The following is a 26,621-nucleotide window of genomic DNA, read 5'->3' on the forward strand; positions in this document are numbered from 1 at the left end:
TGTCTCCGATTGAATATCGAAAACATACCGACCAGATGATCGCTTAATATTTACTCCAACTTTTGGGGTTCACTTCATGTTTCTTTTTAATTTATTTTCTTTTCACGAATCATAAAAATTAGTCCCATAAGTAATCCTAACGCAGCAGGAACTATCCAACTTAAGCCAATATTAAACAGTGGTAAATAATGATTTGCAAATGCTAACATATTTTTAGCAAAAGCTAAATTTTTAATTGAAATTGGCATCGCGTTTAGTCCATCAAAAATGGCACTAAAAAGCGTTAAAACGGTTAACCATTTGTAGATAATGCTGACTTTTAAGTCATACTTATTTAAAGTAGGTTCTAAACAGGCAGCAATCATCAATACAATAGCAAGTGGGTAAAGCAACATCAAAACTGGTGTTGATAATGTAATTAATTGATCTAACCCAACGTTGGCAATTAAACAACTAATCACACAACCAAGTGTTAAATACAATTTATAGCTACCATGACCAATAATTTCAACACATGTTTTAGCACATGCGCTAGTCACGCCAATTGCCGTTTTAATACAAGCAACAACAATAATTGCAGCAAGAAAGAAACTTCCGAATTGTCCAAAATAACGTTGAGCAACTTGAGCTAAAATAGCACCACCATTACCAGAATGTGGAAATACACCCAGACTCGTTGCCCCAAGATAGGCCAAGCATGTATAGATGATTCCCATCAAAATAACACTGATACTACCAGAATAGATAATCCCTTTAGTAATTGATTTAGGATTCGTAATACCTAAATCTTTAATTGTATCCACAATGATAATACCAAAAGCCAAACCAGCGAGTGCATCCATAGTGTAATATCCTTGCCCAAAAGCAGACATAAAAGCACCATTCTTGTAAGAACTTGTTGCGGGGAAATCTGAAAAATTACCCATTGGCTTAATAAATACAAATAACAATAAAATAGCCAACGCACATAAAAATATGGGATTTAAATACTTACCAACATAGACTAATATCTTGGTTGGTTTAACTGCCAAAAGCCAAACTATTGTGAAGAATAAAATTGAAAATAATAATAGCCATACTGAATGTTGGCTGGCTTTAATATGTGGTGCAATTCCAATTTCAAACGGAATAGTTGCTGATCTTGGACCTGCAAATAGCGGTCCAATAGTTAGGTAGAGCAACATTGTGAAAATTATGCCATACGTTCGATTAACCTTAGAGGCTAAATCGAAAACTCCCCTACTTTTAGACAATCCAATAGCAATTACACCTAAAAAAGGTAACCCAACACCAGCAATTAGAAAGCCTAAATTACCTATCCACAGGTTTTGTCCGGATTGTTGACCTACAAAGACTGGAAAAATTAAATTTCCCGCGCCAAAAAATAAACCGAATAACATTGAGCTAATAAATAAATACTCATTCTTACTTAATTGTTTTTCTTTCATTCTCATAACCACCTTATCTGTTCATATACAGTAACAAATTCATAGTCAAAGTACAATATAATATGTATAATCTAAGTGTCAGCAAGGAGGAAAATATGAAAAAAATATTAATTTTACACACTGGTGGTACAATCGCCATGTCTGAAAATCAAGAAACAGGCGCAGTTGCACCTGGTGCAGAAAACCCTTTAAACCAAGTTGAAAATCCATTTGGTGATCGTTTCGATTTAATCACTGAAAATATTTTTAACTTACCATCCCCACATATTGGCCCCATAGAGATGCTAATTATTCAAAAAAGAATTATGCGTGCATCCGCGGAAGCGATTGATGGTATTGTTATTACTCACGGTACGGATACATTAGAAGAAACTGCTTATTTTTTAGATCTTACATTACCGAACCATCTACCTGTCGTTTTAACAGGTGCTATGCGTTCCGCAAATGAAATAGGCTCAGATGGCTTACACAATTTTCAAACAGCCATCTTAACTGCAGCAAGTGATGATGCAGTTGATAAAGGTGTCTTAGTTGTTATGAATGATGAAATTCATACAGCACGCTATGTAACAAAAACACATACAACAAATGTCGCAACTTTTAGAACACCAACGTTTGGCCCAATTGGTAGTATCGCTAAAGATAACGTGACCTTTTTTGCCGAATTGCTAAGCCAGACTTGCTTAGCAATCGACAAAGTTGTTGATCATGTTTATTTAATTAAGGCTTATGCTGGAATGGATGCTGATTTACTTGGTTTTCTTAATAATGACCAAACGAACGGTATTGTCATTGAAGCTCTTGGTGCAGGAAATCTTCCCCCACAAGTTTTAGCTAATCTTCAAAAATTAATTGATCGCGATATTCCAGTTGTAATTGTTTCACGTTGCTTTAATGGCGTGGCACAAGATGTTTACGACTATGAAGGTGGTGGCGTTCAATTGAAAAAAATGGGCGGCATCTTCTGTCGTGGCTTAAATGGTCAAAAAGCAAGAATCAAACTATTGGTTGGATTAAGTGCTGGTCTTGAAAAAGAAGAACTCTCGATTTATGTCGCAGATGCTTTATCATAAAAATATAAAAAATGCTCTGAGTAACTGGATAGACTTCCAGTTACTCAGAGCATTTTTTATTCTAACGTTTCGTCCACTCACAGTCAGCTTCACAATAAACATCATCACCAATTTTAATCTGGTGATGTGTCGTTAAGTTATCAATAACAACGATACTATCTATCTTATGACCATAGTGAATTTCTTTTTCATATTTAATATTCATATGTTTCAAATCATGTGACATTAAAAAGTCTTCTGACAATGAATCTAATAACCAATCAAAATATTTTGAATTGTTTACATGTTGATTTGGATCAATATCAAAGAATCGAACGTCATATGATTTTTTAGCAGCTATTGTATCTTCTTTCATGATACCAACTGGTTTCTCCAAACGCTCAATTCTTCGTGTATATTCAGCACCAAAAGGTTCAATAACTTCTGGCAATACACGAGTCATTTTACGTGTTTTATGATCCATTAAAACAAATACAGCATGAATATGTGCACACTCATTACCTGCTTCATCATGAACCCAGAAATCTCGGTAACAGAAGAAACGATTGTACGAAACAGCCTCAGTAGTTAATGTTAAATTCTCATCAATATGTGGTATTCTCGAAATATCAATAAGATATTGTGTAATAACCCAACCAAAGCCCAAATTTGTTAAATCTTTTTCAGTAATTCCTAAGCTATCACTTTGGTCTGTTGAAACCAAAATAATCATGTTAATTAGCATTGCTACTGTCACACGCCCACTTTTATCGCCTTCATAGTAAACCGCACGATGTAGCTCACTAAATTTATTATCTGCCAATATGTTCACTCCTTAAATCTGATGATACAGATTATAAACTTCTTGTTTTTTCATCTCTTGTTTCTTAGCAATCTCTTTTATCGCATCATTAGTTTTCATACCTGTTTCAATCAAATAATCAACTTGTTCTTCAATTGACATATTAGCCAGATGATCAACTTCCGTTGCTTCTGGCGAATCATTTCCCTCAACAATTACACAAAATTCTCCACGGACTTGCTCAGTGCCAGCCCATTTGATAGCATCATCCAGTGTTCCACGCAAGAATTCTTCATAACGTTTAGTTAATTCTCGGCATAGTACAACTTTACGCTGACCACCAAGGCTAGCAGCTATTTGTGTTAATGTTTTTTTCAAGCGATGTGGTGCTTCATAAAAAATAAGCGTCATTGTTTGATTTTTCAACTCAGCTAATTCTTCTTTTTGACTCTTAGGTTTTCGCGATAAAAAACCATAGAATAAGAACGGTTGTGGCGCTAATCCAGAAGCTATTAATGCAGTGATCCCGGCATTTGCCCCAGGAAGTGGCACAACTGGAATCTTAGCTTCAATACATGCTTTAACAAGATCATGCCCAGGATCACTAATTGATGGCATTCCTGCATCACTTACTTGTGCGATTGATTGACCAGCCAATATTTTATCAACAAATTGCGGAATACGTTCTTGCGTATTATGTTCATGAAAACTCAATTGACTTGTTTCAATTTCAAAATGATTTAATAATTTTTGTGTGTTTCGTGTATCTTCGGCTGCTATATAGTCAACCTCTTTTAAAATATCAATCGCTCTAAACGTCATATCAGATAAATTACCAATTGGTGTCGGTACTAAATATAATGACCCAGTTGTCCCTTTACCTTGAAAACTGCTTTGTGCTGCTATTTCACTCATACTTCGCGCTCCCCATAAATTAAATCTAAACAGAAAGCACAAGGTTCATCATCGACTCGACGTGATCCGTACATCCCTTCAATATTACAAATATGAAAACCTTGATCATATAATTTTTCTAAGTTTTGACGTGATTTTGACAGATTTGCATCGGAAGATTCATTAAAATTCTTAGACGTTTGTCGTTCTATTTCACTTAATCGTTCTCTCAAATGTTGGTTTTCAATCTCCAATTCAGCGTTATTTTCAAGAACACCAGTCATATCAGATTTTATTGTTTCAAAACTCGATAACATTTTTTTCATTTCTTCCTCGATAGCTATAAAATTATCATATAGTTGACGCTTATCCACAAAATCACCTTCATTTCATATTTTATAAATCTATTAATTTTAACGTTGTTACTTCAATTGCACTTTGAAATGTCATATTTATTTGGAGCATCGTTTTAATTTGTAAACAACCATCTAATATAGCAACTAACTTTTTATCACTAATCATTTGAGTTATTTTATCAATTTCAGTTAAACGATTAGAAAAACTCACTTGTTCCTTACGATTATAACGGACAAGTAAACAATCACGCGCTAACAGTACCATTAAATCAACCATCAATGCCTGTTGTTGTTTTTCTTTTGCGAGTGGCACTAGTTTTGTTTGTACCAAAATGAAACTTTCAGCATCATTTTTCAATAATTTACTGAACCAATTCCAAACTTGATTTGTCATTTCAGTAAAATTCTCATCTTGTGCTAATGCTACAGCATGGCTTGTACTCTCAGTTACATGAACAAGTAACTGAGCCTGATCTTTCAAGATACCTTGATTTAATAAATTTTGAATCAATTTTTCTTGAGAGAGTGCGACAAAATTAACCAGTTGGCACCGTGATTGAATAGTTGGCAAAATTTGATTTTTATTTTCTGTTAATAAGAAAGCTTTCACATTTCCAACAGGCTCTTCTAAAAATTTAAGTAAACTGTTCGCAGCACTAGCTGTCATACTCTCAGCTTTTTCAATTATAAAAATCTTTTGGCTACCTTCAACACCACTTTTTGAAAATTCTGATTTCAAAAATCGAATTTGATCAACTTTAATTGACTGGCCTTCAGGCTTAACACTCACGATATCAGGGTGATTACCTGATAGAATTCGTTGACATTCACCACATACACCGCAAGGCTTTTGATCCTCGTCAGCAGTACAAAAGAGTCGCATTGCAATCCATTGTGCTAGTTCAACCTTACCAATACCTTCTGGTCCGGAAAATAGATAAGCATGGGCTAACTTATTTGTTATTATCAATTTTTCAAAATGTTCAATTAATTTTGGCTGTAATTCTTGAATTTTAATATTACTGGTTTCATCAGCTAATTCTGTCATTACTATTTACTCCTAAAATTGATGAAACTCTTCTACTGGTAAGACAAATACTGTTGCACCACCAACCTGAACTTCTAATGGAAATGGTACTTGTGCATCCATTGAAACATCTAAGTTAACAGGGGGGGCCATAAATTGTTCACGCGTTGATGATGTCTCTTTAATGATTTGTAATACCTCATCAACACGTTCATCTTCAATACCAATTAAAAAGGTTGTATTACCAGACTTTAAAAAACCACCAGTTGTTGATAGTTTTGTTGCACGGACATTTGAATCTATAAATATATTGCTTAATCGGTTACTATCTTTATCTTGAACAATCGCTGTAATTAATTTCATTTGAATTCCCTCATTTCATTTATTTAAAAGACTCGGGTAATTTTTTCTTCAGAACGTCAATACAATCGTCAATTACTTTTTCCAAAGGTTGCGCCGCATTAATGGTTATAATACGTTCTGGATTTTTCACTGCTAATTGTTGGTATGCTTTGCGTACTTTTTGATGGAACTCTAACTTTTCATCATCTAAACGATTTATTTCATTTTGACGATGCTCAAAAATTCGTTTTAATCCAATTTCTGATGGTACGTCAAAGTATAAAGTTAAATCAGGTTCTGTTCCATTTGTTGCAAATAGGTTCATATCAGCAACCGCTTGCGTTCCGATATCTCTACCAGCACCTTGGTAAGCAATTGAACTATCAACATAACGATCACATATTACAATTTTATCTTCCTTAAGTGCTGGGAAAATTATTTCTGCGATATGCTGACGTCTTGATGCTGCAAACAATAATGCTTCAGTTCGTTTATCCATCTCTGGATAATCTTGATTTAAGACAACTTCACGAATGGCTTCAGATATCGGACTTCCACCTGGTTCACGTGTTATAACTAATTCTTTTACCAAGTTATTTTGTATCTTTTTTATAATACCTTTTAAGGCACTCGTTTTGCCGGACCCATCTGGTCCTTCAATCGTTATAAATTTTCCAGTCACATTAACGACCCCAATACTTATTATTATTGTACTTGAATCTTAAAAACCTGTCCATAAGATAAACCTACTATTAGTATACTATCTCTTATTTAATAAATCTAATCAGCATTTCACAAAAAAACGCCAAGACAAGTTAGGCGAATTGTCTCAACGTTCTTTCTAATTTAATGTGTGATTACTGAAGCCTGCATATGCCCTTTAACTGAACGAACACGCGCTTCATTATAGAGAAAGAAATATCTTTTTCTTGCCATCTGTGTTTCATTAATTAATTCTTCATCAACTTCGTAAATGGCCTCTTCAGTTTGTTTGGCTTGATCCCATGCTATTTTAGCGAGATCAATTGACTCTAGCAACTTAGCGTCATACTCTTTACGTAATTTAAGTTTTGTTTTTTTATTAAACATTACACCGTCAGCTCATTTCTATATTTCAGTACGTCCTTCAATCGCTTTAAACAACGTCATTTCATCTGCGTACTCAATATCGCTACCTACAGATAGTCCATGGGCTAATCTTGTCACTTTAATTCCAGCCGGTTTAATCAATCTCGATAAATACATTGACGTTGCTTCACCTTCTGGCGTTGCATTTGTCGCAATAATAACTTCCTGCATATCGGGATGCGATTGAAGACGTGTTAATAAACTTGTGATATTAATATCTTCCGGCCCTTTACCTTCAATTGGTGATAATACACCATGAAGCACGTGATACAAGCCGTGATACTCTTTCATTTTTTCTAAAGACATCACATCTTTAGGTTCTTCTACAACAATAACTTTGGTTTGATCACGTGATGAATCAGAACAAATCTGACAAGGATCTTCTTCAGTAATATTGCCACAGATACTACAATAATGTAGGTCTCGTTTGGCAGATATTAGTGATTTAGCAAAATCGGTGACATCATCTTCATCCATATCAATTGTAAAAAAAGCTAATCTTGTAGCAGTTTTACCACCAATACCTGGTAATTTCATATAACTTTCAATCAATTTTGCGATAGGTTCAGGATATTGCATTTTCTTTAGCCTTCTTTAATTTTAAGTTTATAGTCCAGGCATCCCTTGAGAATATTTACCCAATTTATCAGTTGTTGTTTTTTCAATTTTTGTCATAGCATCATTAACAGCCATAATAATTAAATCTTGTAACATATCAACATCATCAGGATCGACTGCTTCTTCTTTAATCATGATATCAGTCATTTTTTTGTCCCCTGTAAAGGTTACCTTAACTAAATCATTTGAAGCTTCGCCAACAAATTCAGTTGCATTCAAAGCCTCTTGGTCTTTTGTCATATCTTTTTGTAATTTTTGCATTTGTTTCATCATACCTTGCATATTACCATTTCCACGCATCATTATTAATTACTTCCTTTCTAATCCTGTTTAATTTCTATATTTTCTGTTCCAAAAATTTCTTCAGCTTTTGAAACAATTGGTTCTACTACTTCAGGTTCTGGCTCAATAATTGTTTCAGTTCCCTCGTGCTCATTTTGTTTAATGTAAGATTTTCGGACTTCTGGCCATTGCTCTGCTGTAATACAGACCACCTTAGGGACATGATGTAATAATCGATCTAACCCATTACCTAAAGCATCGAGTAACTCTGTATCACTTGAAGCTTTGACAGACAAGAATTCGTAATTAAAACTAACAAGTACACTGTCAGGACTAGCCGCAACCGGTTCACTAGCTTGCATAATCGCACGTTGTGTAACTGAAAGTTGATGCAACAACTCTGGCCAAACCTGTTTTAATTGTACCAAACTTTCTTTTGTTGCGTGATCTAAAATAGGATAAATTTGAGATAAATTTAATGTTGCTTTTTTTTGAGTAGAGGCAACTTTTTTAGGCTTAGCTATTACTGCCACTTGCGGTTGATTATCATTCTGACTTAAATCAATTATTTGCTTTTTCAAGTCTTCAACTGTTTTAGTTAAATTATTAATTTGTTTAGATGCATCTGAACTTAATTCTGATTGAGTCGTCTCCGCAATCGTATCAGAGGTATTAAATTGTGATAATCGAATTGTTAATACTTCTAAATAAACATCTGGATGTGTTGTAAATCGCATTTGTTGTTGAATTTCATTTAAAACATTTATCATTTGGTATAAGAAATCAGCAGAAATAGTCTGTGATAAGTTTTTAAAATCATCATTAACCATCCCTAATTCTAGTTGATTAATAAGTGCTGGTGCTTGCTGATATAATAGTAAATCACGACTATAGGCAATTAAATCTTCGATTAATCTAGTTGAATCTTTACCTTCGTCTATAATTGCTTGTATCGTTTCTAATGCCTCAGTAGTCGCTTTTTGACTAACTTCCGTGACGTAATTCTGTATTTTATCCTGTGTTACACTACCGGTTACTAACAAAGCATTATCCAAAGTCACCTTGTTATCACCGAATGAAATGACCTGATCTAAAATACTCAAAGCATCCCGCATTCCACCTTCAGCTGCTTTAGCGATAACTTTAAGCGCTGGTTCTTCATATTCAATTCCTTTTTCAGACAAAATATAAACCATTCGTTCATAACTGTCAGCTGGCGTAATACGCTTGAAATCAAATTTCTGAGTTCTAGAAATAATGGTTGCTGGAATCTTATGTGGTTCCGTTGTAGCAAGAATAAAAATAACATTTTCAGGTGGTTCTTCAAGCGTCTTCAAGAGTGCATTAAAAGCACCCGTAGATAGCATATGAACTTCATCAATAATATAGATTTTAAAATCAGCTTGTGTGGGTGCATACTTTACTTTGTCACGGATATCACGAATTTCTTCAACCCCATTATTAGAAGCGGCATCAATTTCGATAACATCGTTTAATTGACCATTCGTAATAGCGATACATGTCTCACATTTGTTACATGGTTCGCCATTTTCCTGGAAGTGACAATTAACTGCCTTAGCAAAAATTTTAGCTGCGGACGTTTTACCTGTTCCACGTGGACCATTAAAAATGTATGCATGACTTGTTTGTTGTGTCATAATTGCATTTTTCAACGTCTGCGTAATCATGTTTTGTCCAACTAAATCACTAAATTTTTGTGGACGCCAGACACGGTATAAAGCTTGGTAACTCATCACAATCTCTCCTTTCAAAATCTATAAATAGCTTTTTAAATAAAAAAATCTCTCAGCCATTTCTGACTAAGAGTCTTAAATAATCATAATTACTTAAGGCACAAAGTGAATCAAACTTAGTGCTGCTTCCTTCCGGATCTGACACAATTCGTAAGCACACTATTGCCTTAAGGCCTTGCGGCAATTATTATAATACATTAAATTCCAACAAAAAGCTACCTTTATGATTGCTTTTTTTCTTTTCTTTTACGACGAACTTCTCTAAAGAATGATTGGAGTAGGTCTTTGGCTTCATCTAATAATAATCCAGATTCTACTTTTGCTTGATGATTAAATCGTTCATCCGTTAATAAGTTCCCAATGCTGCCTGCAGTTCCTGCTTTAGGATCAAATGCACCAAAGTAAACTTCGGGGATTCTTGAATTGATAATCGCACCACTACACATTGGGCATGGTTCTAGTGTTACGAATAATTGCGCATCTACAAGACGCCAGCTATGAATCGTAGCACAGGCTTCTTGGATGGCTAAAATTTCAGCGTGAAGGGTTGCATCTTGCACGTGTTCACGAATATTATGGCCTCGTCCAATAATCTCACCATTTTGTACAACAACACAGCCAATTGGTACTTCACCAATAATTTTTGCATTTCTTGCTTCATATAAAGCTTCGCGCATAAAAAATTCTTTTTGTTCTTCAGTTAATTTTTCTACCATTTACTTCACACTCATTAAAATATAGTAACCTTTATCTTTTAAAATAATGTCACAATTACCAAAAACTTCAGTCATTCTCTTTTGAGCCGAACTTGCCCCTTGTTTCTTTTGTAATACAGCAAACAATTGTCCGCCAACTTTTAAATGGTCGAATGCGCCACTTAAAATTTCATGAACGACCTCTTTGCCTGCTCTAATAGGCGGGTTTGTAAGAATTGCAGCATAATCTGTCTTTTTTACATGACTGTATGCGGCAGATTCAAAAACTTCTATATTATTAATTTTATTGATTACCGCGTTCTTCTTTGCTAATTCTAATGCTAATTCGTTTACATCTGTCATGTCTATTTTTCGTTCTGGTTGATTCTTGGCTATAGCAAGTCCTATTGGACCGTATCCACATCCAACATCTAAAATATTTCCCGGAATTATTTTTTGTTGCTCAACTGCATTTAATAAAACTCTTGAACCAAAATCGACTGTTTTTTTTGAAAATACACCATTATCTGTGGTAAACTTAAACTCGTTGTTCAACAGTTTAAATGTCCATTCTTTTTCATCATGAATAACATCTGGATTTTTCGAAAAATAATAATTCGTCATATTTTTACCTACTTTCTCAATAGTTTCTATAATACGGAGAAAATCGAATTTTCGCAATCAAAATTTAATATAAACAATCCAAGACCTTGAACACTACATCTTGTGTGATGCAACTTAAAATCACACTAAATGTAGTGTTTTTTTCAATTGATTTTTGGATTATGTGTTGTATACTTATCTTATTAAACAAAACAACAAAGGGGAATTTATATAATGAAAAAAGTTACTGTATTTACAAAAAACAACTGCATCCAATGCAAAATGACAAAACGTTTTTTAGAAGAAAACAACGTCGACTTTGATGAACGTAACATTTCCGAAGACGATAACGCAATCGATTACTTGAAAGGCCAAGGTTTCCAAGCTGTTCCTGTTATAGAAGCTACTGGATTCGATACAATCGCAGGATTTCGTCCTGATATGCTTAAAAAGTTGGCAGTCTAATGAAAATTGTTTTCTTTAGCATTACTGGACAAACACGACGCTTCATCAATAAAATTGGCTATCCTTCATTTGAAATCGATCCAACAAACCCGCTTATTGAATTAAATGAACCCTATATTTTAATTGTTCCAACTTATGAAATTGGGCTCACTGAATCGGTCAACGACTTTATTGAATATCAATCAAATAGAGAAAATATACTGGGTGTTGTTGGCGGTGGGAACCGCAACTTCGCCCAACTTTTTATTTTTACAGCCAAAGATATCGCAACCGACTATCACGTCCCATTATTATATGAATTTGAATTCAATGGCACTGAAGAAGATGTAATCAATATGAAGAAAGTAGTTGATGAAATTGACATTAAAAACGTTAAATAGTGATAAAGTCACTTATTATGATTTAAATAATGAAATTAATATTCCCGTAGACGGTCAAATCCCACTTCAAAAAGATCAAGAAGCCTTAACCGCCTTTTTGAAAGAAAATGTTGCTGAAAATACAATGCAATTTGATTCATTAAAAGCACGTTTTGATTATTTAATTGACAACAACTATATTGAAACTGATTTTTATAATAAATATGACTTCTCATTTATAGAGGAGCTCTACGCTTATTTAGCAGCTCAAAAATTCCATTTCGGTACATTTATGGCTGCCTACAAATTTTATGCTCAATACGCACTTAAAACTGATAATAATGCCTATTACCTTGAAAATTATATTGATCGTGTTGCAATGAACGTTCTTTACTTTGCTGATGGTAATACAGAACTAGCTATGAATTTAGCTGACGAAATGATTCATCAACGTTACCAACCTGCTACACCTAGTTTCTTAAATGCCGGTCGTAAACGTCGTGGAGAATTAGTTTCTTGCTTCCTAATTCAAATTACTGATGATATGAATGGTATTGGACGTGGCATTAACTCAGCACTTCAATTATCTCGAATTGGTGGTGGTGTTGGTATTACGCTCAGTAATTTACGTGGCGCAGGTGCACCAATTAAAGGGATTGAGGGCGCTGCTTCTGGTGTTCTACCCGTTATGAAATTATTAGAAGATAGTTTTTCATATTCTAACCAACTAGGACAGCGTCAAGGTGCTGGAGTTGTCTATTTAGACGTCTTCCATCCAGATATTGTTGCTTTCCTGTCAGCTAAAAAAGAAAATGCTGATGAAAAAATCCGTGTTAAAACTTTATCACTAGGCATCACTGTACCTGATAAATTTTACGAACTCATTAAAGATAATGCAACGATGTATCTTTTCGATCCCTACGGTGTTGAAAGAGAATATGGAGTCCCTTATTCCTATGTTGATATCACAAAAGAATATGACAATATGGTTGCCAATAAAAATATTAGTAAAAAAACGATTCTTGCCCGCGAATTAGAAACTGAAATTTCTAAGCTGCAACAAGAGTCAGGCTATCCTTATATTGTCAATGTTGATACAGCAAATCGCGCAAACCCAATTGATGGTAAAATCATTATGAGTAATCTTTGTTCAGAAATCATGCAGGTTCAGACACCATCAACTGTGAATAATGCACAAGGCTACGATGTTATGGGGACTGATATTTCATGTAACTTAGGCTCAACTAACATTGTTAATATGATGGCTTCTCCAGATTTTGGCCGTTCAGTTGATTCAATGGTTCGCGCTTTAACTTTTGTAACTGATAGTTCAGATATTGATGTTGTGCCTCCTATTCAACATGGAAATAACTTAGCGCATACCATCGGTTTAGGTGCAATGGGCTTACATGCCTACTTCGCTAAAAACCATATGCATTATGGTTCAGAAGACTCAATCGATTTCACTAGTGTTTATTTTATGATGCTTAACTATTACTCATTAAAATCATCAAATGCTATCGCTAAAGAAAAAAATGAAACATTCCATAACTTTGAAAAAAGTACTTATGCAACTGGTACCTACTTTGATAAGTATCTTAACGAAGATTGGGGCCCTACTTCTGATAAAGTTGCTGCCTTATTTGATGGCATCGACATCCCTAATCAAGAAGATTGGGCGACTTTGAAAGCTAATATTCAAACTGACGGTCTTTATCATCAAAATAGATTGGCTGTTGCACCTAATGGCTCTATTTCATATATTAACGATACTACTGCCAGTCTTCACCCAATTATTAACCGAATCGAAGAGCGTCAAGAAAAGAAAATTGGAAAGATTTACTATCCAGCTCCTTACCTTTCAAATGACACGATTCCATACTATACTTCTGCATACGACATGGATATGCGTAAAGTTATTGACGTTTACGCTGCTGCACAGGAACATATCGATCAATCACTTAGTTTAACTTTATTCATGCGTTCAACGATTCCTGAAGGCCTCTACGAATGGAAAAATGGTCGGACAGATAAAATGACAACACGTGACTTAAACATTTTGCGTAATTATGCGTATAATAAAGGTATTAAGTCAATTTACTACATCAGAACCTTTACTGATGATCAAGAAGAAGTTGGCGCAAACGCTTGTGAGAGTTGTGTTATCTAAACTGTAACGGAGGAAAGTTAAATGAATAATGATAGTTACAAAGCAATTAATTGGAACGAAGTTGAAGATCAAGTTGATAAAGCAACTTGGGAAAAACTAACAGAACAATTTTGGTTAGATACACGTATCCCCCTTTCAAATGATTTAGATGATTGGCGTACACTGAGTCCTGCAGAAAAAACATTAGTTGGTCATGATTTTGGTGGGCTAACATTGTTGGATACGGTGCAATCACAAGATGGGATGGAAGCGTTGCGTCATGATACACGGACTGCCCACGAAGAAGCTGTTTTAAATAATATTCAATTTATGGAATCGGTTCATGCTAAAAGTTATTCATCAATTTTTTCAACGTTGAATACAGCTTCAGAGATTACTGAAATTTTCGAATGGACAGACAAAAACGAATTTTTACAAAAAAAAGCACAACGTATTAATGGTATTTACCAAAACGGGTCACCATTGGAGAAAAAAGTTGCTTCTGTTTTTCTTGAAACGTTCTTATTCTACTCTGGTTTCTATACGCCACTTTACTATTTAGGCCATAACAAACTGGCAAACGTTGCTGAAATTATTAAATTAATTTTACGTGATGAATCTGTTCATGGTACCTTCATTGGCTATAAATTCCAATTAGGATTCAACGAACTTTCTGAAGAAGAACAAGGTAAAATGAAGACCTGGATGTATGACCTTCTGTTTGAATTATATGAAAACGAAGAAAAATATACCCATGAACTTTATGATGAAGTTGGTTGGACTGAAGAAGTTTTAACCTTCTTACGTTACAATGCCAACAAAGCTCTAATGAATTTAGGCCAAGATCCTTTGTTCCCTGATACAGCTTCTGATGTTAATCCTGTTGTCATGAACGGAATTTCAACATCAACATCTAATCATGATTTCTTCTCTCAAGTTGGTAATGGCTACTTACTTGGTAGTGTGGAATCAATGGATGATTCAGATTATGAAATTGGTGAAAGCGGCCAAATGAAACGTCGTCCTAAACGTTAGAAAAAAATCCTTACTATCAGCCTAAAAACTGATAGTAAGGATTTTTTATTTAACAGTTTTAACTTTACAATTACAGTAACATTCCCACTATTCCCGCACAAAGTATCAATATTCCTATAATGACCATCCATACACCTGATAAACGATTTAATTTCTCACGATGACTAGAATCCTGCGTTATTTTCTTCATCCTAAAGTTGGTATATTTATTAGGAACCGTTTTAGGCGCATAGTTTCCTAAGATGATCAGCAATGTTCCCACTATCAGTGCAACACTGCTAATAATATTAACCTGATGTCCCAACGCGGTAGCAAATATCATTGTTGCTAAAAGTATTGATAAGATTGGCGTAATCCAAATTAAAGCTGTATCTAGTTTCTTATTTTGACGATTAGTGTTATCTATTACCATTATCACCACATTGATTAAAATCATCAATAATGGGAACCCAATAATAACTAGATTTTTATCACCATACTGATCAATATTACCACCTATATTCCAGTGAATCGGAATTTTATTGGGTAATTTGTGATACAAAACTACTCCCATAATCATTGGAACAAATCCAAATAAGATGGCGCTGATATTCCTTTTATTTTTCATAATTGTCTCCTCCTACCAGATATTGTGACCATTTTAAATAATTCGAAATAGTCGTTTGATTCAAATTAATATGGTTACTACTTTTACCAATTGGCAAGCTATAATCCTTACCAGTAATGTAGTAAAAAAAATAGCATTTAGAGCTAATTAAAAACTAACCCTAAATACTATTTTTTTAAGCGTTCACTTTGTTAATCACTCTTTTATCTGTTGGTAAAACAGTTACTTCAAATTCTGAAATATAAGCATTTTCATAGTCCAATGCCTTAATATTAAAATTAGCAATTTTCATTTCATCATTAGCTCGAAATTTTGAGTCATTATTAAGCACAAATCCAGTAAGCGTCACCGCTTCACTTTCTTCCGTTTCTTTAAGCGTTGTATCAAAATATCTTTCAAAATCATATAATGTCACTTTACCTGAAACTTTAAATTTATTGTTTCCCATATCTACTATATTATCGTCATTCGTATCATCAAATTCTTCTCTAACAACACCAAATAATTCTTCATAGATATCTTTATCTGTAACAATCCCTGAAGTCCCACCATACTCATTAACGACGATAACGATTGGTGTTCTCTTAGATACCATAACATCCATAATACTATGAACTTCAGCATTTTCTTGAACGGCCGGAATATCACGCATAATTGTTGAAATCAAATTTGTCTTATCAATTTTTTCCTGTCGCAATAAATCATAACTATAAACGTACCCGATAACTTTATCTTTATCATTGTTAGCAATAACTGGGAACCTTGAATATCTAGTTCTCCAATATAAATTAACAACGTTTCTAATTGAATCGTCTACGTCTACTGCAACCATCGATGTTCGGTCAATCATGATATCTTCTGCCACTTTATCATTCATATCAAATGCTCGTCGCATGAATGTTAAATCTTCTTCATCAAGTTCACCAGCATTTGCGGATAATCGAGATAATGAGAGAATTTCAGTTTGCGAATAAATATCTTCTTCATTTTCAACTTCATAACCTAACAAATGCGTAATCCAATTTGCTGAACGATCTAAAATCCAAATTAATGGGTATAACACAATATGGAAAAACATAATAGGACGGACAATAAATAATAATACTGGCAATGGATCTGCAATTGCAATATTTTTAGGTACTAAATCAGTAAAAACAGCATGAATAACAGTAAAAATAAGAATTGCAGCAACCGATGCAATAGCATTTGCCATAGCCGCGGGTAATATATTTGATTGTATAATCGCATCTGCTATTGTTTTTTCACCAATCCAACCTAAAATCAAACTAGTTGAAGTGATTCCAACTTGGGCCGTTGACAGATACTCCGTTAGGTTCTCCGTCATATGAATAGCCCGCTTAATATTTTTAAGCGGCTTTTTCCCATACATATCTTTCAATGCACTAATACGGACACGAACCAACGCATACTCAGTCAGTGTAAATAACACAGACAAAAGTAATATTGCGATAATAACAATTACATTCACTAAATAATTTTCCGGACCAGAATCCAAGGTAACACCCTACTTTCAATTTGTTGTAATTTCTTAACTTCCATTATATCAAAAATATTGTTCATAAACTAGTTAACACTTTATCATTATATCTAAAATAAGGCTATCTAAATCGATATATCTTGGTATTATCTTAATTATAATTAAGAAGTGTCATTTTTAATTAGCCTTTTCGTAAACAACTATTACTTAAATAAGTTATAATAAAATTATCATATAAATAATTAGAATTGGGGATCTATAATGAATTTTTTAAAGAAATATGGTTTTTATTTAATGGCACTTGCCGTTATAAGTGAGTGGATTTTGCCTTTAGCATTAGCACCATTTGTACCTGGTTATTTGCAATTCACTAATTTAATTAGTGATTTTGGGGAAGTTGGCGTTCCAACTCATATGGCATTTAAAGTTTGGGAAGTTATAAATGGACTTCTTTTCTTACTTTCAGCACCAGCTTTCTATGAATATTTTAAAGGTACGTCAAAAAAATTAGCCAGCTGGTTTACCGCTATGTTAATTATTTTTAGTATGACCGATTGTCTTTTAACAGGAATTTTCGATCGTGCACTCACATCAAATACACAAAGCATTACGGGTATGATCCACAATTATTCGTCAGGCATTGGCGACACCGCTCTTTTGATTAGTATGTTTTTTTTATTAAAACTCTATCAAAAGCAAGGTAAAAAACTAATTACAACCCTTTTATTAGTTGCCTTTATTATTTCACTAGGAATTCAATTTTTATTTGTTTATCCAAGAATTATGCCAGATTCACAATTTAAAATTCCTTATCGTGGTTTGTGGCAACGTTTAAATTTATGGTTACTCTATATGCCATTTTTATTAATCTCTATCAAAAATATGTTTAAAAAAAGATAATACTAATTAATGAAATGCCTCACAATTATTAGACATAAGTCTAGTAATTGTGAGGCATTTTTATATCTAAATAATCGAGTAAGAAAGCAATCATCATACGCAGTTTCCAGACTAAAAGTACGTTAAATTAACTATTTGTTCACTACATTTAGAGTTTCTTTTGCTTCATAACAAACGTATTTCTTGCAAATTAAAAGACATAATTCCGATATTTTACCGGAATTATGTCTTGGTGTCTCAAATAATATATATCTCTACCCTTTTAATATACTATATTATCTAATATTCTTTATTAAAAACTTCATTATAGGGCTAGGCATTCTATCCTTTTTATCTACTGATTTTTTTTGATTTACAACTGCTAAAATCTGTAATAACGTAAAGGCAATCGAACTACGTTTCCTAAATGAAATATATTTTGGCTGCCATTTAGTTACATATTTATTTTTATACTTCTTTAGTCCCTGGAAACCATAAAAATGATACCCATATTCATAAATTAAATGAGCTATTTTTTCTTCCGCAAAACTAAATTTAGATTCACCTACATTCGACAATGGTGCCATACCCATATCGAATAATTCATAGCCGCCTTCTTTTGCTTGTTGAAAAAGGCTAATAAAGATTTTATCCATAATACCAGATGGCGCTTCTTCTCTACTATATCTCATCAAATCAATCGATAAGACCCTATTATTTCCGGTTGGCATCATTGTCGCAAAGGCAACCTTATGTCCCTCAGAATCATTAATAATAGCAATAGGCGCTTGATTAAGATAATATTCATCGAAAAATCCTAAAGAAAATCCTTTTTCAGCTTGTCCATTCAGCCAACTATCAGATATTTTTTTCAATTCTTGAATAGTTTCCTTTGAATAAGGGGGCTCGATCATTGCAAATGTATAGTTTTCTCGTTCAAATTTATTCATTAAAGCACGTTCAGAACGTCTTTTTTTACCAGCCAATTCAAATTCAGCTACTCTAACAAAACCTTCTTCACCCGTTTTAATGAAATCAAATCCAACTTCATGTAACATCATTGTTAACTTCGCATCAACTTCATAAAAAACTAATTCTAATCCTTCAATATCTGCGTCAACAATAAATTGATTAATTGCTTCACGAATAAACTCATGATTACCAACAGGTTCACCCATAACCACTAATTTATTCGATTTTTTTTGATAAAGGAAAAATACTTCGTCCTGTCCATCATTTTGATAGAAATAAACATTTTTATCCTTTAAAAATGAAAGATGACTGACTTCATTACCACCATAAGTATCAATTACATTTTTAACACGATCTGCTGGAAAATCTTGCTTACCAAATCGTTTATCCTTACCAGATAAGTACGTAAATGCAATCCATAACACCACAACTGCAGAAAGTAAACCTAGGAATCCTGATAGCCATATCTTTTCTGAAGGAAATAAGAATACATCTGGAACTTTACCCTTAAAGTGGAATTCTGGCATGTTATAGAATCCTACGATTGTGTATAAAATGAATGTTCCAGCAAATATACTTCCATCAATTAATAAACGGCCCCATGAATATTCAAATCTTTCACGATAAAATATTGGTTTAGATAATAGTGCACAAATGAGAATGATAGTTAAGAAAATAAGTATTGTTACTGAGAAATCATGCCACAATGTATTAGCAATACCCACGACAACAAAGATAATCATTGGCCAATAGACACGTTTAACTTTAGATTCAATACCTCGACCAATCCCAATCATTAAGAATGCAAGTATAATATTACTCATTTGATGAATGAAATAAAAGGTATAAGGATATAAGTAATTAATAATTGGATTAGTAAATGTAAATTCTGGAACCGTTGAAGCAAGTAATAAGATGATACCTGTCATATAGAAAAATAACACAAGTATAAAATGTGCTACTCTACTGAGTAAGATAACTGGTAGTCCATTTAAGTACTCATTAAGACGATGTCCTGAATCTTTAACGAATAATAATACCCCCACTAAGAATGGGAATATATAATAAAATAATCGATAAAACAATAACCAGATAACAGCTGTGCTATCCTGTACACCTAATGTTTGTAACCCTAAAATCATAAAGACATCAAAAGAACCTAACCCACCCGGAATCATTGAAATAACACCGATAATTGATGCGATAATAAATAACGGGAAGACAGCAACTAAATTAGATGTATCAACATTCATCATAAATCCGATATAAATGAAAAATAAACCAGCAGATCCCCATTCTAAGGAAGAGCCAAGTATTAACGTTAGTTCACGACCTAATGTTAAATCTGCAAAAAATTCTGAATCTCTTGTCTTTGTAATAATAAAAACAATTGGAAAATATAGGCCACCTAATAACAACCAGACCCAATACTGTCCGAATTGTGGTCCAATATTTAATCCAAAAATCATGAATAAAGAAACCCAACAATATAGTGATAGACCCGCAACTAAAAATAATGCTATTTTTGATATAGCAAATAGCACCTGTTTTTTAGACGCATTTTTACTATAAAAATTAGCTCTAAGTGATGCACCTAGTAGGCCACCAAATCCTGCTATGTTAGTCATTGTATTCGTTATCCAACCGCTTTGAAGAATGTATCGCCAAGAATACTTTTCTGGTAAAAATTTAACCATGACAAAATCATAAATCATCATCGGAAGGACAGCAATAAATCCAATTACCAACATTAATATAATGGATTTTACTGACTGTGATTCAAAACTTTGCTGAACTTGTTCACCATTTATATCCTTAAATATTTGTCCAACTTGGATAATAACAAAAATTAAAACTGATAAAACAAATAAAAGCTTAATTGCTGTTAATCTTTTTTTAATAAATTCATTACACGTACTAATTATTTTTTTCATTTTTTGAATCCCCCGATTTATTTTTTGTTACTTATACTCCCCCCGGAATATATAATACTATTTTTTCTTTTGTTCTACGTAACCTTCATTTCACAATAAAGTCTATATCGTTAATAAAATTAATGTAGTCTATGTAAAATTTGGTATAAAATAACTAACATCACCATAAAAATAATTTGCTTCGATCTAGTTACTATTTCTAAATTAACTCTTTTATCTACATACTAACTAATTTTAAATAAGCGCTGGTGATCATGCCAAACTGTGGACATTAATAAATAACTAATGATGTATATAGAAAAAGTTTAACATTAATTAATAATTCGACGAATTTCTAATTTTAAAGAGATTTCAAACGCTAATATTGGAATAGTTATCGCTATCCTTTAAATAGACGCTTCTAATTATGTTCGTTTATAGCTTACCCCCTCTACATTTTGTCCATTTTATTCAATATTTTTTCAGATATATGTTTATTTAAATACCTTACCACGATTTATTAACATAACCAAACATTTTGCAAAAAAATAGCACGATGATTTCCAATAAATTGGAAATCATCGTGCTTAAAATTATTCAAAAATAAAAATATTATTATTTGAGAGTAACTACTGCGCCAACTTCTTCTAAAGAAGCTTTCATTGCTTCAGCTTCGTCTTTAGAAATACCTTCTTTGATAACTGATGGAATGTTATCAACTAAACCTTTAGCGTCTTTAAGGCCTAAACCTGTAATTTCGCGAACGGCTTTGATAGCTTTAACTTTTTGGTCGCCAGCTTCTGTTAATTCAACAGTAAATTCTGATTTTTCAGCAGCAGCTTCGCCAGCACCAGCGCCAGCAGCAGCTACAGGAGCAGCAGCTGAAACACCGAATTCTTCTTCGATTGCTTTAACTAAGTCGTTTAAATCTAAAATGCTTGCTTCTTTTAAATCAGCAATGATTTTTTCTGTATCTAATGACATGTGTGTATCCTCCATTTTATGTGTACGATTTTGTGTGTACCTTTAGGTACCGATCATAGATGCTAAGTATTAAGCAGCAGGTTCTTCGTCTTTACTTTCTGCAACAGCGTTAATTGCATAAGCAACGTTGCGAACAGGTGCTTGTAATACTGAAAGTAACATTGAAAGTAAGCCATCACGACTAGGTAATGTAGCAAGAGCGTTAATTTCTTCTAACGTTGCAACTTTACCTTCAATGACACCACCTTTAATGCTAAGTGCTTCAGCAGTCTTAGCAAAATTAGCCATAATACGTGCAGGTGCAACAACATCTTCGCTAGAAAATGCGACTGCAGTAGGTCCAGAAAATACTTCTTCCATACCTTCATACCCTGCTTTTTCAGCAGCACGTACTAAAATCTTGTTTTTGATAACTTTCATTTCAACGCCTGCTTCGCGTAATTCCTTACGTAATGCAGTCACTTGTTCAACCGTTAAACCACGGTAATCCACAACAACTGCAGATGCAGCGTTATTGAATTTTTCAGTTACTTCATCCACAATTAATGCTTTTTGTGCGATAAATTCTTTACTCATAATTGATTCACCTCCTGTAGTCGTGTCAGAGCTTTTTTACAATAAAAAAACTCCGTGTCCACCAAGACACAGAGAGAGTAATACTTCACTCCTCGGCAGGTAAATTAAGGCTTGCGCCACCTGAGTCTTCGGTAGAATCATAAATTAATTGACTTCCATAAATTTAACACAGTTAGATATATGGGTCAACTAAAGAAATTTAATTATCTAATATTAGTTTTGAGCCAAGTTTAAGCTTGGACCAAATGTTGTAGCAACAGATAAATGTTTGATATAGCCACCCTTAACTGATGATGGGCGAGCTTTAACAATAACATCGTTGATAACATCAAAGTTACCAATTAATGCTGCATCATCAAATGATACTTTACCAATTGGAACATGAACATTTCCATCTCTATCAGTACGGTAAGTTACCTTGCCGGCTTTAGATTCTGAAACTGCTTTTTCAACGTCCATTGTAACAGTACCTGTTTTAGGATTAGGCATTAAACCTTTAGGTCCTAAGACACGGCCTAAACGTCCAACTTGGGCCATCATATCTGGTGTTGCAATAGCAACATCAAAATCTAACCAGCCACCAGAAATACGTTCAACCAAGTCATCATCACCAACAACGTCAGCGCCGGCTGCAAGTGCAGCTTTAGCTTTATCGCCTTTAGCGAATACAACAACAGTTTGGTCTTTACCAGTACCATTTGGAAGTACAACAGCCCCACGTAATTGTTGGTCTGCTTGTTTTGTATCTAAGTTTAAGTTGTAAGCAAGTTCAATTGTAGCGTCAAACTTAGCAAAGTCCATTTTCTTAGCTAATGCGATTGCATCAGTAATTGAATAGTTTTTACCTTCTTCAACTTGTTTTAAAGCGTCTTGATAATTTTTACCTTTTTTAGCCATCTTGAATTTTCCTCCTTGCAATATGTGGTCTAACGGATAAACCTCCCACTTGATACATCTATTTTCATAGAGTATCCGACCGAGAAGCGTGTTTGTAGTTAGGAATTAACCTTCTACAACGAATCCCATGCTTCGTGCAGTTCCTTCGATCATGCGCATTGCAGATTCAACACCTGAAGCGTTTAGATCTTGCATTTTAGTTTCAGCGATTTGTTGAACTTGAGCACTAGTTACTGTTGCAACTTTTTTAGTGTTAGGTTCGCCAGAACCACTTTCAACGCCTGCAGCTTTCTTTAAAAGAACTGCTGCGGGTGGTGTTTTTGTAACGAAATCGAATGAACGATCTTCGTAAACACTAATTACAACGGGAATTAACATACCAGCTTGGTCAGCTGTACGTGCATTGAATTCCTTTGTAAAGCCCATGATATTAATACCAGCTTGTCCTAATGCAGGACCAACCGGTGGAGCAGGAGTTGCTTTCCCTGCTGGAATTTGTAATTTAACGACGTTTGCTACTGTTTTAGCCACGTGACATACCTCCTTGTAAAATCCGTGCGTGGTAAATGGAGATATAAATTTCTCCTCCCACTGTATGCAGAACATACTAATATAATATAACACCCAGATGGGTTCCACGCAATCTTATTTATGCTTTTTCCATAAAAATGTGTAAATTGATTCATCAACTCGTTTATTTTCATGTAATAATCTGTGTGCTGCTCTTCGACCGCTCACAATAAGTTCCTGATAATTAAGCTGATTTTCAACTAAATAGCGAAGTGATAAAACACTATTAATGGAAACAGCGCCATCATTGCCATTTTTCAAATCGCCAGCAATATTTAAAAATTGTAAATTCTCCGGTAGATGCTGCATTGCCTTTTCAAAATACTGGTAGAGTGAAGTCGTTTCCACTGGACCTTTATCAGTTAAAAATAAATCTTCAATGATAGGCGTATTTTGTGCTACATTATGATCATTGTATGGTGCACCAATTGAAATGGCATGTGCCACCATTGGGACATCAGTCATATCTCTGTATTCTGTCATATAGCGTAATATACTGACACTACCCATTGAATGCCCAACAAAATCGACCTTTTCAATGGCATAAGCGCCATATAAAAATTGCATAATATAATGTAACCATAAGCTTTGTTTTTCAACAGGAGCTATATTATTTTTAAATAAAACTTGAATGAATGGTTGCGCAGATCTTAATTGACCTTCAACATGTAAACTACCATTATCATCAACTATGATAACCATATCTTTACGACCATAGCCTGCTCGTTCAAAACGGGCAATCATTGGGCCAAAAGAAAGTCGATTACCACTATAACCGTGAACAAATAGTGTTGGGGTCATCTTGTCGCTAGGTACAATTGGATCAGAGGCATCAATTGAAACATGCCCTAATCGTCTAAATTTATTCCCAATGAAAAAACTTGTGCCTGCTCCTAGACCTAACAAGCCTATCTTCAAAAGTCCCTTAGTCATTAAATCACCTTCTACTTTTGTGAGTTATCACCCTAGCCTAATAATTTATCTACTTGATCAAAGTTCAATTCTGTACTTGTTTCACGACCAAACATATCAATATCAACTTTAAGTTTTAATTTTTCATTATCAATTTCCGTTACTTTACCGATAAGGTTAGCAAATGCACCTTCAATAATTGTGACAGATTCACCAATTTCAATGTCCAATTCTTGATGACGAGCACTCATACCCAAACGACGAAGAATCAATTCTACTTCTTCAGGTAATAGTGGTGCTGGTTTACTTCCGGCCCCATGAGAACCAACGAACCCAGTTACGCCTGGTGTATTACGAACAACATACCATGATTCATCTGACATACCCATCTCAACTAAAACATATCCAGGGAATGTTTTCTTCATATCTGTTTTTTCTTTACCATTTTTAACTTCACGTTCTTCTTCTTCAGGAACAACTACACGGAAAATAAAATCTTCCATACCCATTGATTGTGCACGTGATTCAATATTTGTTTTAACTTTATTTTCGTAACCAGAGTAAGTATGTAAGACATACCAACTTTTTTCGATTGATTCCATTATATATATCTCTCCTTAAATTATCAGCTTCATTTTTCTCAAACAAAAAAAACTCCGCATCAACGAAGTTTTCTCACTTGTGTCATTATATCAAAACATCAGTTAAATAGCTATTCTTCTATGAAAATAGGGTTAAGAATGCAGAAGCACCTGAATCAACAATCCAGAAGAAAATCGCAAACATAATTGCAGTTACAACAACAGTTGTTGTATCACGACGTAGTTCCTTACCTGTTGGCCAAGTTGTTGCTTTAATTTCTACGATAACACTTTTAAGAAATGCATTAATTTTTCTCATAACTATCCCCCTATTTTGTTTCACGATGTAACGTATGTTTATTACAATATTTACAAAATTTATTTACTTCTAAGCGTTCGGTTCTGCTCGGTTTTGCAGCTACAATATAATTTCGTGAGCCACAAACGATACAAGCCAATGCTACTTTTCTTTGTGCCATGACTTTTTCTCCTTAATGTAAAGTTAACTAACGCTAACTTCGACTAACATTTTTAAAGAATACACTCATTTTACATTAAAAGAAAGAAAAAAGGAACCACCCTCTTTTCTTTCTTTCCTAATTATCGATTTTCTTTAAAAAATAACCCAAGCTTACTCTTACACCTTGAGATAGATCCTAATACCTTTTTCATATCGCACTCTAAAATAAGCGCAATTTCTTCTGGCTTTTTCATTTGATAATAAAGTAAAACAAAAGTACTTCTTTCTAACTCTGACAATTTCAATTCAAAATCATCCAATTTTTCTTGAAGGATAATTCTGTCATCTGCCAATATCTCACAATAAAACGAAGGCCGTTCACATTCACCATAAGTTTCTTCATATCGTTCCAAAGAATGCGAGTTCGCATCAGACAGCCTTTTAGTCGCTGATTGTTTGCGAATTAAACTAAAAATACAATTCGATAGACTGGTTTTAAAATACTGTCCAAACGTAATTCCTTTGTTCGGTTGGTAATTTTTTAATGCTTTAAAACAAACAGCTCTAGCCTCTTGTAAAAAATCTTCAGTATCCCATAATTTTAGATAGTATTTACGAATCATCGAATAAACCATTGGACGATATCGTTCAAATAACGGTTCAAATTTATGTTCTGCACCTAATTTAATTTGGCAAATCAATTGAAAATCTGTTTCGTTTTCAGTACTCCGGTAAGTTTCATCTAACAAGTAGACTCTCCATA

The 26,621-nt window shown here is 33.9% G+C and carries 31 protein-coding genes, 1 other RNA gene and 1 other annotated feature; of the genes, 6 read left to right on the plus strand and 26 right to left on the minus strand.

Annotated features, from left to right (window positions below; genetic code table 11):
- Window positions 1-86: 86 nt before the first annotated feature.
- On the minus strand, window positions 87-1,448 hold the full coding sequence (gene brnQ / locus AC1RP1_RS06725; RefSeq protein WP_481761912.1) for a branched-chain amino acid transport system II carrier protein: 1,362 nt from the start codon (window positions 1,446-1,448) through the stop codon (window positions 87-89).
- Window positions 1,449-1,543: 95 nt separating this feature from the next.
- On the opposite strand from brnQ, the gene AC1RP1_RS06730 reads away from it, so the two are divergent.
- The gene (locus AC1RP1_RS06730) at window positions 1,544-2,521 is read left to right on the plus strand and encodes an asparaginase (RefSeq protein ID WP_481761911.1); all 978 of its coding nucleotides are present in this window, start codon (window positions 1,544-1,546) and stop codon (window positions 2,519-2,521) included.
- 61 nt (window positions 2,522-2,582) lie between these two features.
- Here the strand turns inward: AC1RP1_RS06730 and AC1RP1_RS06735 are convergent, their stop codons facing one another.
- The 13 genes from AC1RP1_RS06735 to AC1RP1_RS06795 form a co-directional block, all read right to left on the minus strand.
- Window positions 2,583-3,323, minus strand: coding sequence for an acyl-[acyl-carrier-protein] thioesterase (locus AC1RP1_RS06735; protein WP_481761910.1), 741 nt, complete (start codon window positions 3,321-3,323; stop codon window positions 2,583-2,585).
- A gap of 12 nt (window positions 3,324-3,335) precedes the next feature.
- Complete coding sequence (gene rsmI, locus AC1RP1_RS06740) at window positions 3,336-4,217, minus strand: 16S rRNA (cytidine(1402)-2'-O)-methyltransferase (protein ID WP_481761909.1); 882 nt, start codon at window positions 4,215-4,217, stop codon at window positions 3,336-3,338.
- Entirely contained in the window at window positions 4,214-4,570 is a 357-nt protein-coding gene (locus AC1RP1_RS06745) for a DNA replication initiation control protein YabA (RefSeq protein WP_481761908.1), read from the minus strand. Before AC1RP1_RS06745 ends, rsmI begins: the two co-directional genes overlap by 4 nt.
- Window positions 4,571-4,592: 22 nt before the next feature.
- Window positions 4,593-5,600, minus strand: a complete 1,008-nt coding sequence (gene holB, locus AC1RP1_RS06750; RefSeq protein ID WP_481761907.1) for a DNA polymerase III subunit delta' — start codon at window positions 5,598-5,600, stop codon at window positions 4,593-4,595.
- A gap of 12 nt (window positions 5,601-5,612) precedes the next feature.
- Complete coding sequence (locus AC1RP1_RS06755) at window positions 5,613-5,942, minus strand: cyclic-di-AMP receptor (protein ID WP_409021519.1); 330 nt, start codon at window positions 5,940-5,942, stop codon at window positions 5,613-5,615.
- A 19-nt stretch (window positions 5,943-5,961) separates the two neighbouring features.
- Window positions 5,962-6,603, minus strand: coding sequence for a dTMP kinase (gene tmk, locus AC1RP1_RS06760; protein ID WP_481761906.1), 642 nt, complete (start codon window positions 6,601-6,603; stop codon window positions 5,962-5,964).
- 164 nt (window positions 6,604-6,767) lie between these two features.
- Window positions 6,768-7,010: a YaaL family protein gene (locus tag AC1RP1_RS06765; RefSeq protein ID WP_481761905.1), complete on the minus strand. Its 243-nt coding sequence runs from the start codon at window positions 7,008-7,010 to the stop codon at window positions 6,768-6,770.
- Window positions 7,011-7,028: 18 nt separating this feature from the next.
- The gene (gene recR, locus AC1RP1_RS06770) at window positions 7,029-7,628 is read right to left on the minus strand and encodes a recombination mediator RecR (RefSeq protein WP_409021522.1); all 600 of its coding nucleotides are present in this window, start codon (window positions 7,626-7,628) and stop codon (window positions 7,029-7,031) included.
- Window positions 7,629-7,655: 27 nt separating this feature from the next.
- Window positions 7,656-7,970, minus strand: a complete 315-nt coding sequence (locus AC1RP1_RS06775; protein ID WP_409021523.1) for a YbaB/EbfC family nucleoid-associated protein — start codon at window positions 7,968-7,970, stop codon at window positions 7,656-7,658.
- A 17-nt stretch (window positions 7,971-7,987) separates the two neighbouring features.
- Window positions 7,988-9,703, minus strand: a complete 1,716-nt coding sequence (gene dnaX / locus AC1RP1_RS06780) for a DNA polymerase III subunit gamma/tau (RefSeq protein ID WP_481761904.1) — start codon at window positions 9,701-9,703, stop codon at window positions 7,988-7,990.
- Window positions 9,704-9,790: 87 nt separating this feature from the next.
- An RNA gene (ffs, locus tag AC1RP1_RS06785) (signal recognition particle sRNA small type) lies at window positions 9,791-9,877 on the minus strand.
- A gap of 47 nt (window positions 9,878-9,924) precedes the next feature.
- Complete coding sequence (gene tadA / locus AC1RP1_RS06790; RefSeq protein ID WP_409021525.1) at window positions 9,925-10,419, minus strand: tRNA adenosine(34) deaminase TadA; 495 nt, start codon at window positions 10,417-10,419, stop codon at window positions 9,925-9,927.
- Window positions 10,420-11,022 (minus strand): class I SAM-dependent methyltransferase, encoded by a 603-nt coding sequence (locus AC1RP1_RS06795; RefSeq protein ID WP_481761903.1) that lies wholly within the window; start codon window positions 11,020-11,022, stop codon window positions 10,420-10,422. It abuts the gene before it with no gap.
- 213 nt (window positions 11,023-11,235) lie between these two features.
- Between AC1RP1_RS06795 and nrdH the strand changes: the two genes are divergently transcribed.
- Genes nrdH through nrdF form a run of 4 tightly spaced genes read left to right on the plus strand, consistent with a single transcriptional unit; the run spans window position 11,236 to window position 15,009 of the window.
- On the plus strand, window positions 11,236-11,466 hold the full coding sequence (gene nrdH / locus AC1RP1_RS06800) for a glutaredoxin-like protein NrdH (RefSeq protein WP_481761902.1): 231 nt from the start codon (window positions 11,236-11,238) through the stop codon (window positions 11,464-11,466).
- Window positions 11,466-11,846: a class Ib ribonucleoside-diphosphate reductase assembly flavoprotein NrdI gene (nrdI, locus tag AC1RP1_RS06805; protein WP_481761901.1), complete on the plus strand. Its 381-nt coding sequence runs from the start codon at window positions 11,466-11,468 to the stop codon at window positions 11,844-11,846. Before nrdH ends, nrdI begins: the two co-directional genes overlap by 1 nt.
- A complete protein-coding gene (nrdE, locus tag AC1RP1_RS06810) occupies window positions 11,818-13,995 on the plus strand; it encodes a class 1b ribonucleoside-diphosphate reductase subunit alpha (protein ID WP_481761900.1) in 2,178 nt (725 codons plus the stop codon). The genes nrdI and nrdE overlap by 29 nt, the downstream gene beginning before the upstream one ends.
- 21 nt (window positions 13,996-14,016) lie before the next feature.
- Window positions 14,017-15,009, plus strand: a complete 993-nt coding sequence (gene nrdF / locus AC1RP1_RS06815; protein WP_409021529.1) for a class 1b ribonucleoside-diphosphate reductase subunit beta — start codon at window positions 14,017-14,019, stop codon at window positions 15,007-15,009.
- Between the two features lie 70 nt (window positions 15,010-15,079).
- On the opposite strand, the gene AC1RP1_RS06820 is transcribed toward nrdF, so the two are convergent.
- Entirely contained in the window at window positions 15,080-15,616 is a 537-nt protein-coding gene (locus tag AC1RP1_RS06820; RefSeq protein WP_481761899.1) for a DUF1648 domain-containing protein, read from the minus strand.
- A gap of 175 nt (window positions 15,617-15,791) precedes the next feature.
- On the minus strand, window positions 15,792-17,132 hold the full coding sequence (locus AC1RP1_RS06825; protein ID WP_481761898.1) for a hemolysin family protein: 1,341 nt from the start codon (window positions 17,130-17,132) through the stop codon (window positions 15,792-15,794).
- A 243-nt stretch (window positions 17,133-17,375) separates the two neighbouring features.
- Here AC1RP1_RS06825 and AC1RP1_RS06830 point away from each other — a divergent pair, with 243 nt between their 5' ends.
- Window positions 17,376-18,014, plus strand: a complete 639-nt coding sequence (locus AC1RP1_RS06830; RefSeq protein WP_481761897.1) for a DUF998 domain-containing protein — start codon at window positions 17,376-17,378, stop codon at window positions 18,012-18,014.
- A 275-nt stretch (window positions 18,015-18,289) separates the two neighbouring features.
- Here the strand turns inward: AC1RP1_RS06830 and mprF are convergent, their stop codons facing one another.
- The 10 genes from mprF to AC1RP1_RS06880 form a co-directional block, all read right to left on the minus strand.
- Window positions 18,290-20,899 carry a bifunctional lysylphosphatidylglycerol flippase/synthetase MprF gene (mprF, locus tag AC1RP1_RS06835; RefSeq protein ID WP_481761896.1) on the minus strand — a complete coding sequence of 870 codons (2,610 nt, stop codon included), beginning with the start codon at window positions 20,897-20,899 and terminating at the stop codon, window positions 18,290-18,292.
- Between the two features lie 594 nt (window positions 20,900-21,493).
- Window positions 21,494-21,862, minus strand: a complete 369-nt coding sequence (gene rplL / locus AC1RP1_RS06840) for a 50S ribosomal protein L7/L12 (protein ID WP_409021534.1) — start codon at window positions 21,860-21,862, stop codon at window positions 21,494-21,496.
- Between the two features lie 69 nt (window positions 21,863-21,931).
- Window positions 21,932-22,438: a 50S ribosomal protein L10 gene (gene rplJ / locus AC1RP1_RS06845; protein WP_481761895.1), complete on the minus strand. Its 507-nt coding sequence runs from the start codon at window positions 22,436-22,438 to the stop codon at window positions 21,932-21,934.
- Window positions 22,439-22,472: 34 nt separating this feature from the next.
- Window positions 22,473-22,588 (minus strand) — a sequence feature (ribosomal protein L10 leader region).
- Window positions 22,589-22,651: 63 nt separating this feature from the next.
- Window positions 22,652-23,335 carry a 50S ribosomal protein L1 gene (gene rplA / locus AC1RP1_RS06850; RefSeq protein ID WP_409021536.1) on the minus strand — a complete coding sequence of 228 codons (684 nt, stop codon included), beginning with the start codon at window positions 23,333-23,335 and terminating at the stop codon, window positions 22,652-22,654.
- 105 nt (window positions 23,336-23,440) lie between these two features.
- Window positions 23,441-23,866 carry a 50S ribosomal protein L11 gene (gene rplK, locus AC1RP1_RS06855; protein WP_409021537.1) on the minus strand — a complete coding sequence of 142 codons (426 nt, stop codon included), beginning with the start codon at window positions 23,864-23,866 and terminating at the stop codon, window positions 23,441-23,443.
- Window positions 23,867-23,980: 114 nt separating this feature from the next.
- Entirely contained in the window at window positions 23,981-24,838 is an 858-nt protein-coding gene (locus AC1RP1_RS06860; protein ID WP_481761894.1) for an alpha/beta hydrolase, read from the minus strand.
- Between the two features lie 32 nt (window positions 24,839-24,870).
- A complete protein-coding gene (gene nusG, locus AC1RP1_RS06865; RefSeq protein WP_409022813.1) occupies window positions 24,871-25,422 on the minus strand; it encodes a transcription termination/antitermination protein NusG in 552 nt (183 codons plus the stop codon).
- Window positions 25,423-25,537: 115 nt separating this feature from the next.
- Window positions 25,538-25,717 (minus strand): preprotein translocase subunit SecE, encoded by a 180-nt coding sequence (gene secE / locus AC1RP1_RS06870; RefSeq protein WP_057974232.1) that lies wholly within the window; start codon window positions 25,715-25,717, stop codon window positions 25,538-25,540.
- A gap of 10 nt (window positions 25,718-25,727) precedes the next feature.
- A complete protein-coding gene (rpmG, locus tag AC1RP1_RS06875) occupies window positions 25,728-25,877 on the minus strand; it encodes a 50S ribosomal protein L33 (RefSeq protein WP_057974231.1) in 150 nt (49 codons plus the stop codon).
- Between the two features lie 121 nt (window positions 25,878-25,998).
- A complete protein-coding gene (locus tag AC1RP1_RS06880; RefSeq protein WP_481761893.1) occupies window positions 25,999-26,607 on the minus strand; it encodes an RNA polymerase sigma factor in 609 nt (202 codons plus the stop codon).
- Window positions 26,608-26,621: the final 14 nt, after the last annotated feature.

The organism is Dellaglioa sp. CoH-56-MRSF-13 (genome assembly GCF_056782095.1).

What these genes read in the sequence shown, in the direction of transcription:
- brnQ (WP_481761912.1), bottom strand. Translation starts at nt 1,448, where the DNA reads ATGAAAGAAAAACAATTAAGTAAGAATGAGTATTTATTTATTAGCTCA.
- AC1RP1_RS06730 (WP_481761911.1), top strand. Translation starts at nt 1,544, where the DNA reads ATGAAAAAAATATTAATTTTACACACTGGTGGTACAATCGCCATGTCT.
- rsmI (WP_481761909.1), bottom strand. Translation starts at nt 4,217, where the DNA reads ATGAGTGAAATAGCAGCACAAAGCAGTTTTCAAGGTAAAGGGACAACT.
- holB (WP_481761907.1), bottom strand. Translation starts at nt 5,600, where the DNA reads ATGACAGAATTAGCTGATGAAACCAGTAATATTAAAATTCAAGAATTA.
- AC1RP1_RS06755 (WP_409021519.1), bottom strand. Translation starts at nt 5,942, where the DNA reads ATGAAATTAATTACAGCGATTGTTCAAGATAAAGATAGTAACCGATTA.
- AC1RP1_RS06765 (WP_481761905.1), bottom strand. Translation starts at nt 7,010, where the DNA reads ATGTTTAATAAAAAAACAAAACTTAAATTACGTAAAGAGTATGACGCT.
- recR (WP_409021522.1), bottom strand. Translation starts at nt 7,628, where the DNA reads ATGCAATATCCTGAACCTATCGCAAAATTGATTGAAAGTTATATGAAA.
- AC1RP1_RS06775 (WP_409021523.1), bottom strand. Translation starts at nt 7,970, where the DNA reads ATGATGCGTGGAAATGGTAATATGCAAGGTATGATGAAACAAATGCAA.
- dnaX (WP_481761904.1), bottom strand. Translation starts at nt 9,703, where the DNA reads ATGAGTTACCAAGCTTTATACCGTGTCTGGCGTCCACAAAAATTTAGT.
- tadA (WP_409021525.1), bottom strand. Translation starts at nt 10,419, where the DNA reads ATGGTAGAAAAATTAACTGAAGAACAAAAAGAATTTTTTATGCGCGAA.
- AC1RP1_RS06795 (WP_481761903.1), bottom strand. Translation starts at nt 11,022, where the DNA reads ATGACGAATTATTATTTTTCGAAAAATCCAGATGTTATTCATGATGAA.
- nrdH (WP_481761902.1), top strand. Translation starts at nt 11,236, where the DNA reads ATGAAAAAAGTTACTGTATTTACAAAAAACAACTGCATCCAATGCAAA.
- nrdI (WP_481761901.1), top strand. Translation starts at nt 11,466, where the DNA reads ATGAAAATTGTTTTCTTTAGCATTACTGGACAAACACGACGCTTCATC.
- nrdE (WP_481761900.1), top strand. Translation starts at nt 11,818, where the DNA reads ATGAAATTGACATTAAAAACGTTAAATAGTGATAAAGTCACTTATTAT.
- nrdF (WP_409021529.1), top strand. Translation starts at nt 14,017, where the DNA reads ATGAATAATGATAGTTACAAAGCAATTAATTGGAACGAAGTTGAAGAT.
- AC1RP1_RS06820 (WP_481761899.1), bottom strand. Translation starts at nt 15,616, where the DNA reads ATGAAAAATAAAAGGAATATCAGCGCCATCTTATTTGGATTTGTTCCA.
- AC1RP1_RS06830 (WP_481761897.1), top strand. Translation starts at nt 17,376, where the DNA reads ATGAATTTTTTAAAGAAATATGGTTTTTATTTAATGGCACTTGCCGTT.
- mprF (WP_481761896.1), bottom strand. Translation starts at nt 20,899, where the DNA reads ATGAAAAAAATAATTAGTACGTGTAATGAATTTATTAAAAAAAGATTA.
- rplL (WP_409021534.1), bottom strand. Translation starts at nt 21,862, where the DNA reads ATGTCATTAGATACAGAAAAAATCATTGCTGATTTAAAAGAAGCAAGC.
- rplJ (WP_481761895.1), bottom strand. Translation starts at nt 22,438, where the DNA reads ATGAGTAAAGAATTTATCGCACAAAAAGCATTAATTGTGGATGAAGTA.
- rplA (WP_409021536.1), bottom strand. Translation starts at nt 23,335, where the DNA reads ATGGCTAAAAAAGGTAAAAATTATCAAGACGCTTTAAAACAAGTTGAA.
- AC1RP1_RS06860 (WP_481761894.1), bottom strand. Translation starts at nt 24,838, where the DNA reads ATGACTAAGGGACTTTTGAAGATAGGCTTGTTAGGTCTAGGAGCAGGC.
- secE (WP_057974232.1), bottom strand. Translation starts at nt 25,717, where the DNA reads ATGAGAAAAATTAATGCATTTCTTAAAAGTGTTATCGTAGAAATTAAA.
- rpmG (WP_057974231.1), bottom strand. Translation starts at nt 25,877, where the DNA reads ATGGCACAAAGAAAAGTAGCATTGGCTTGTATCGTTTGTGGCTCACGA.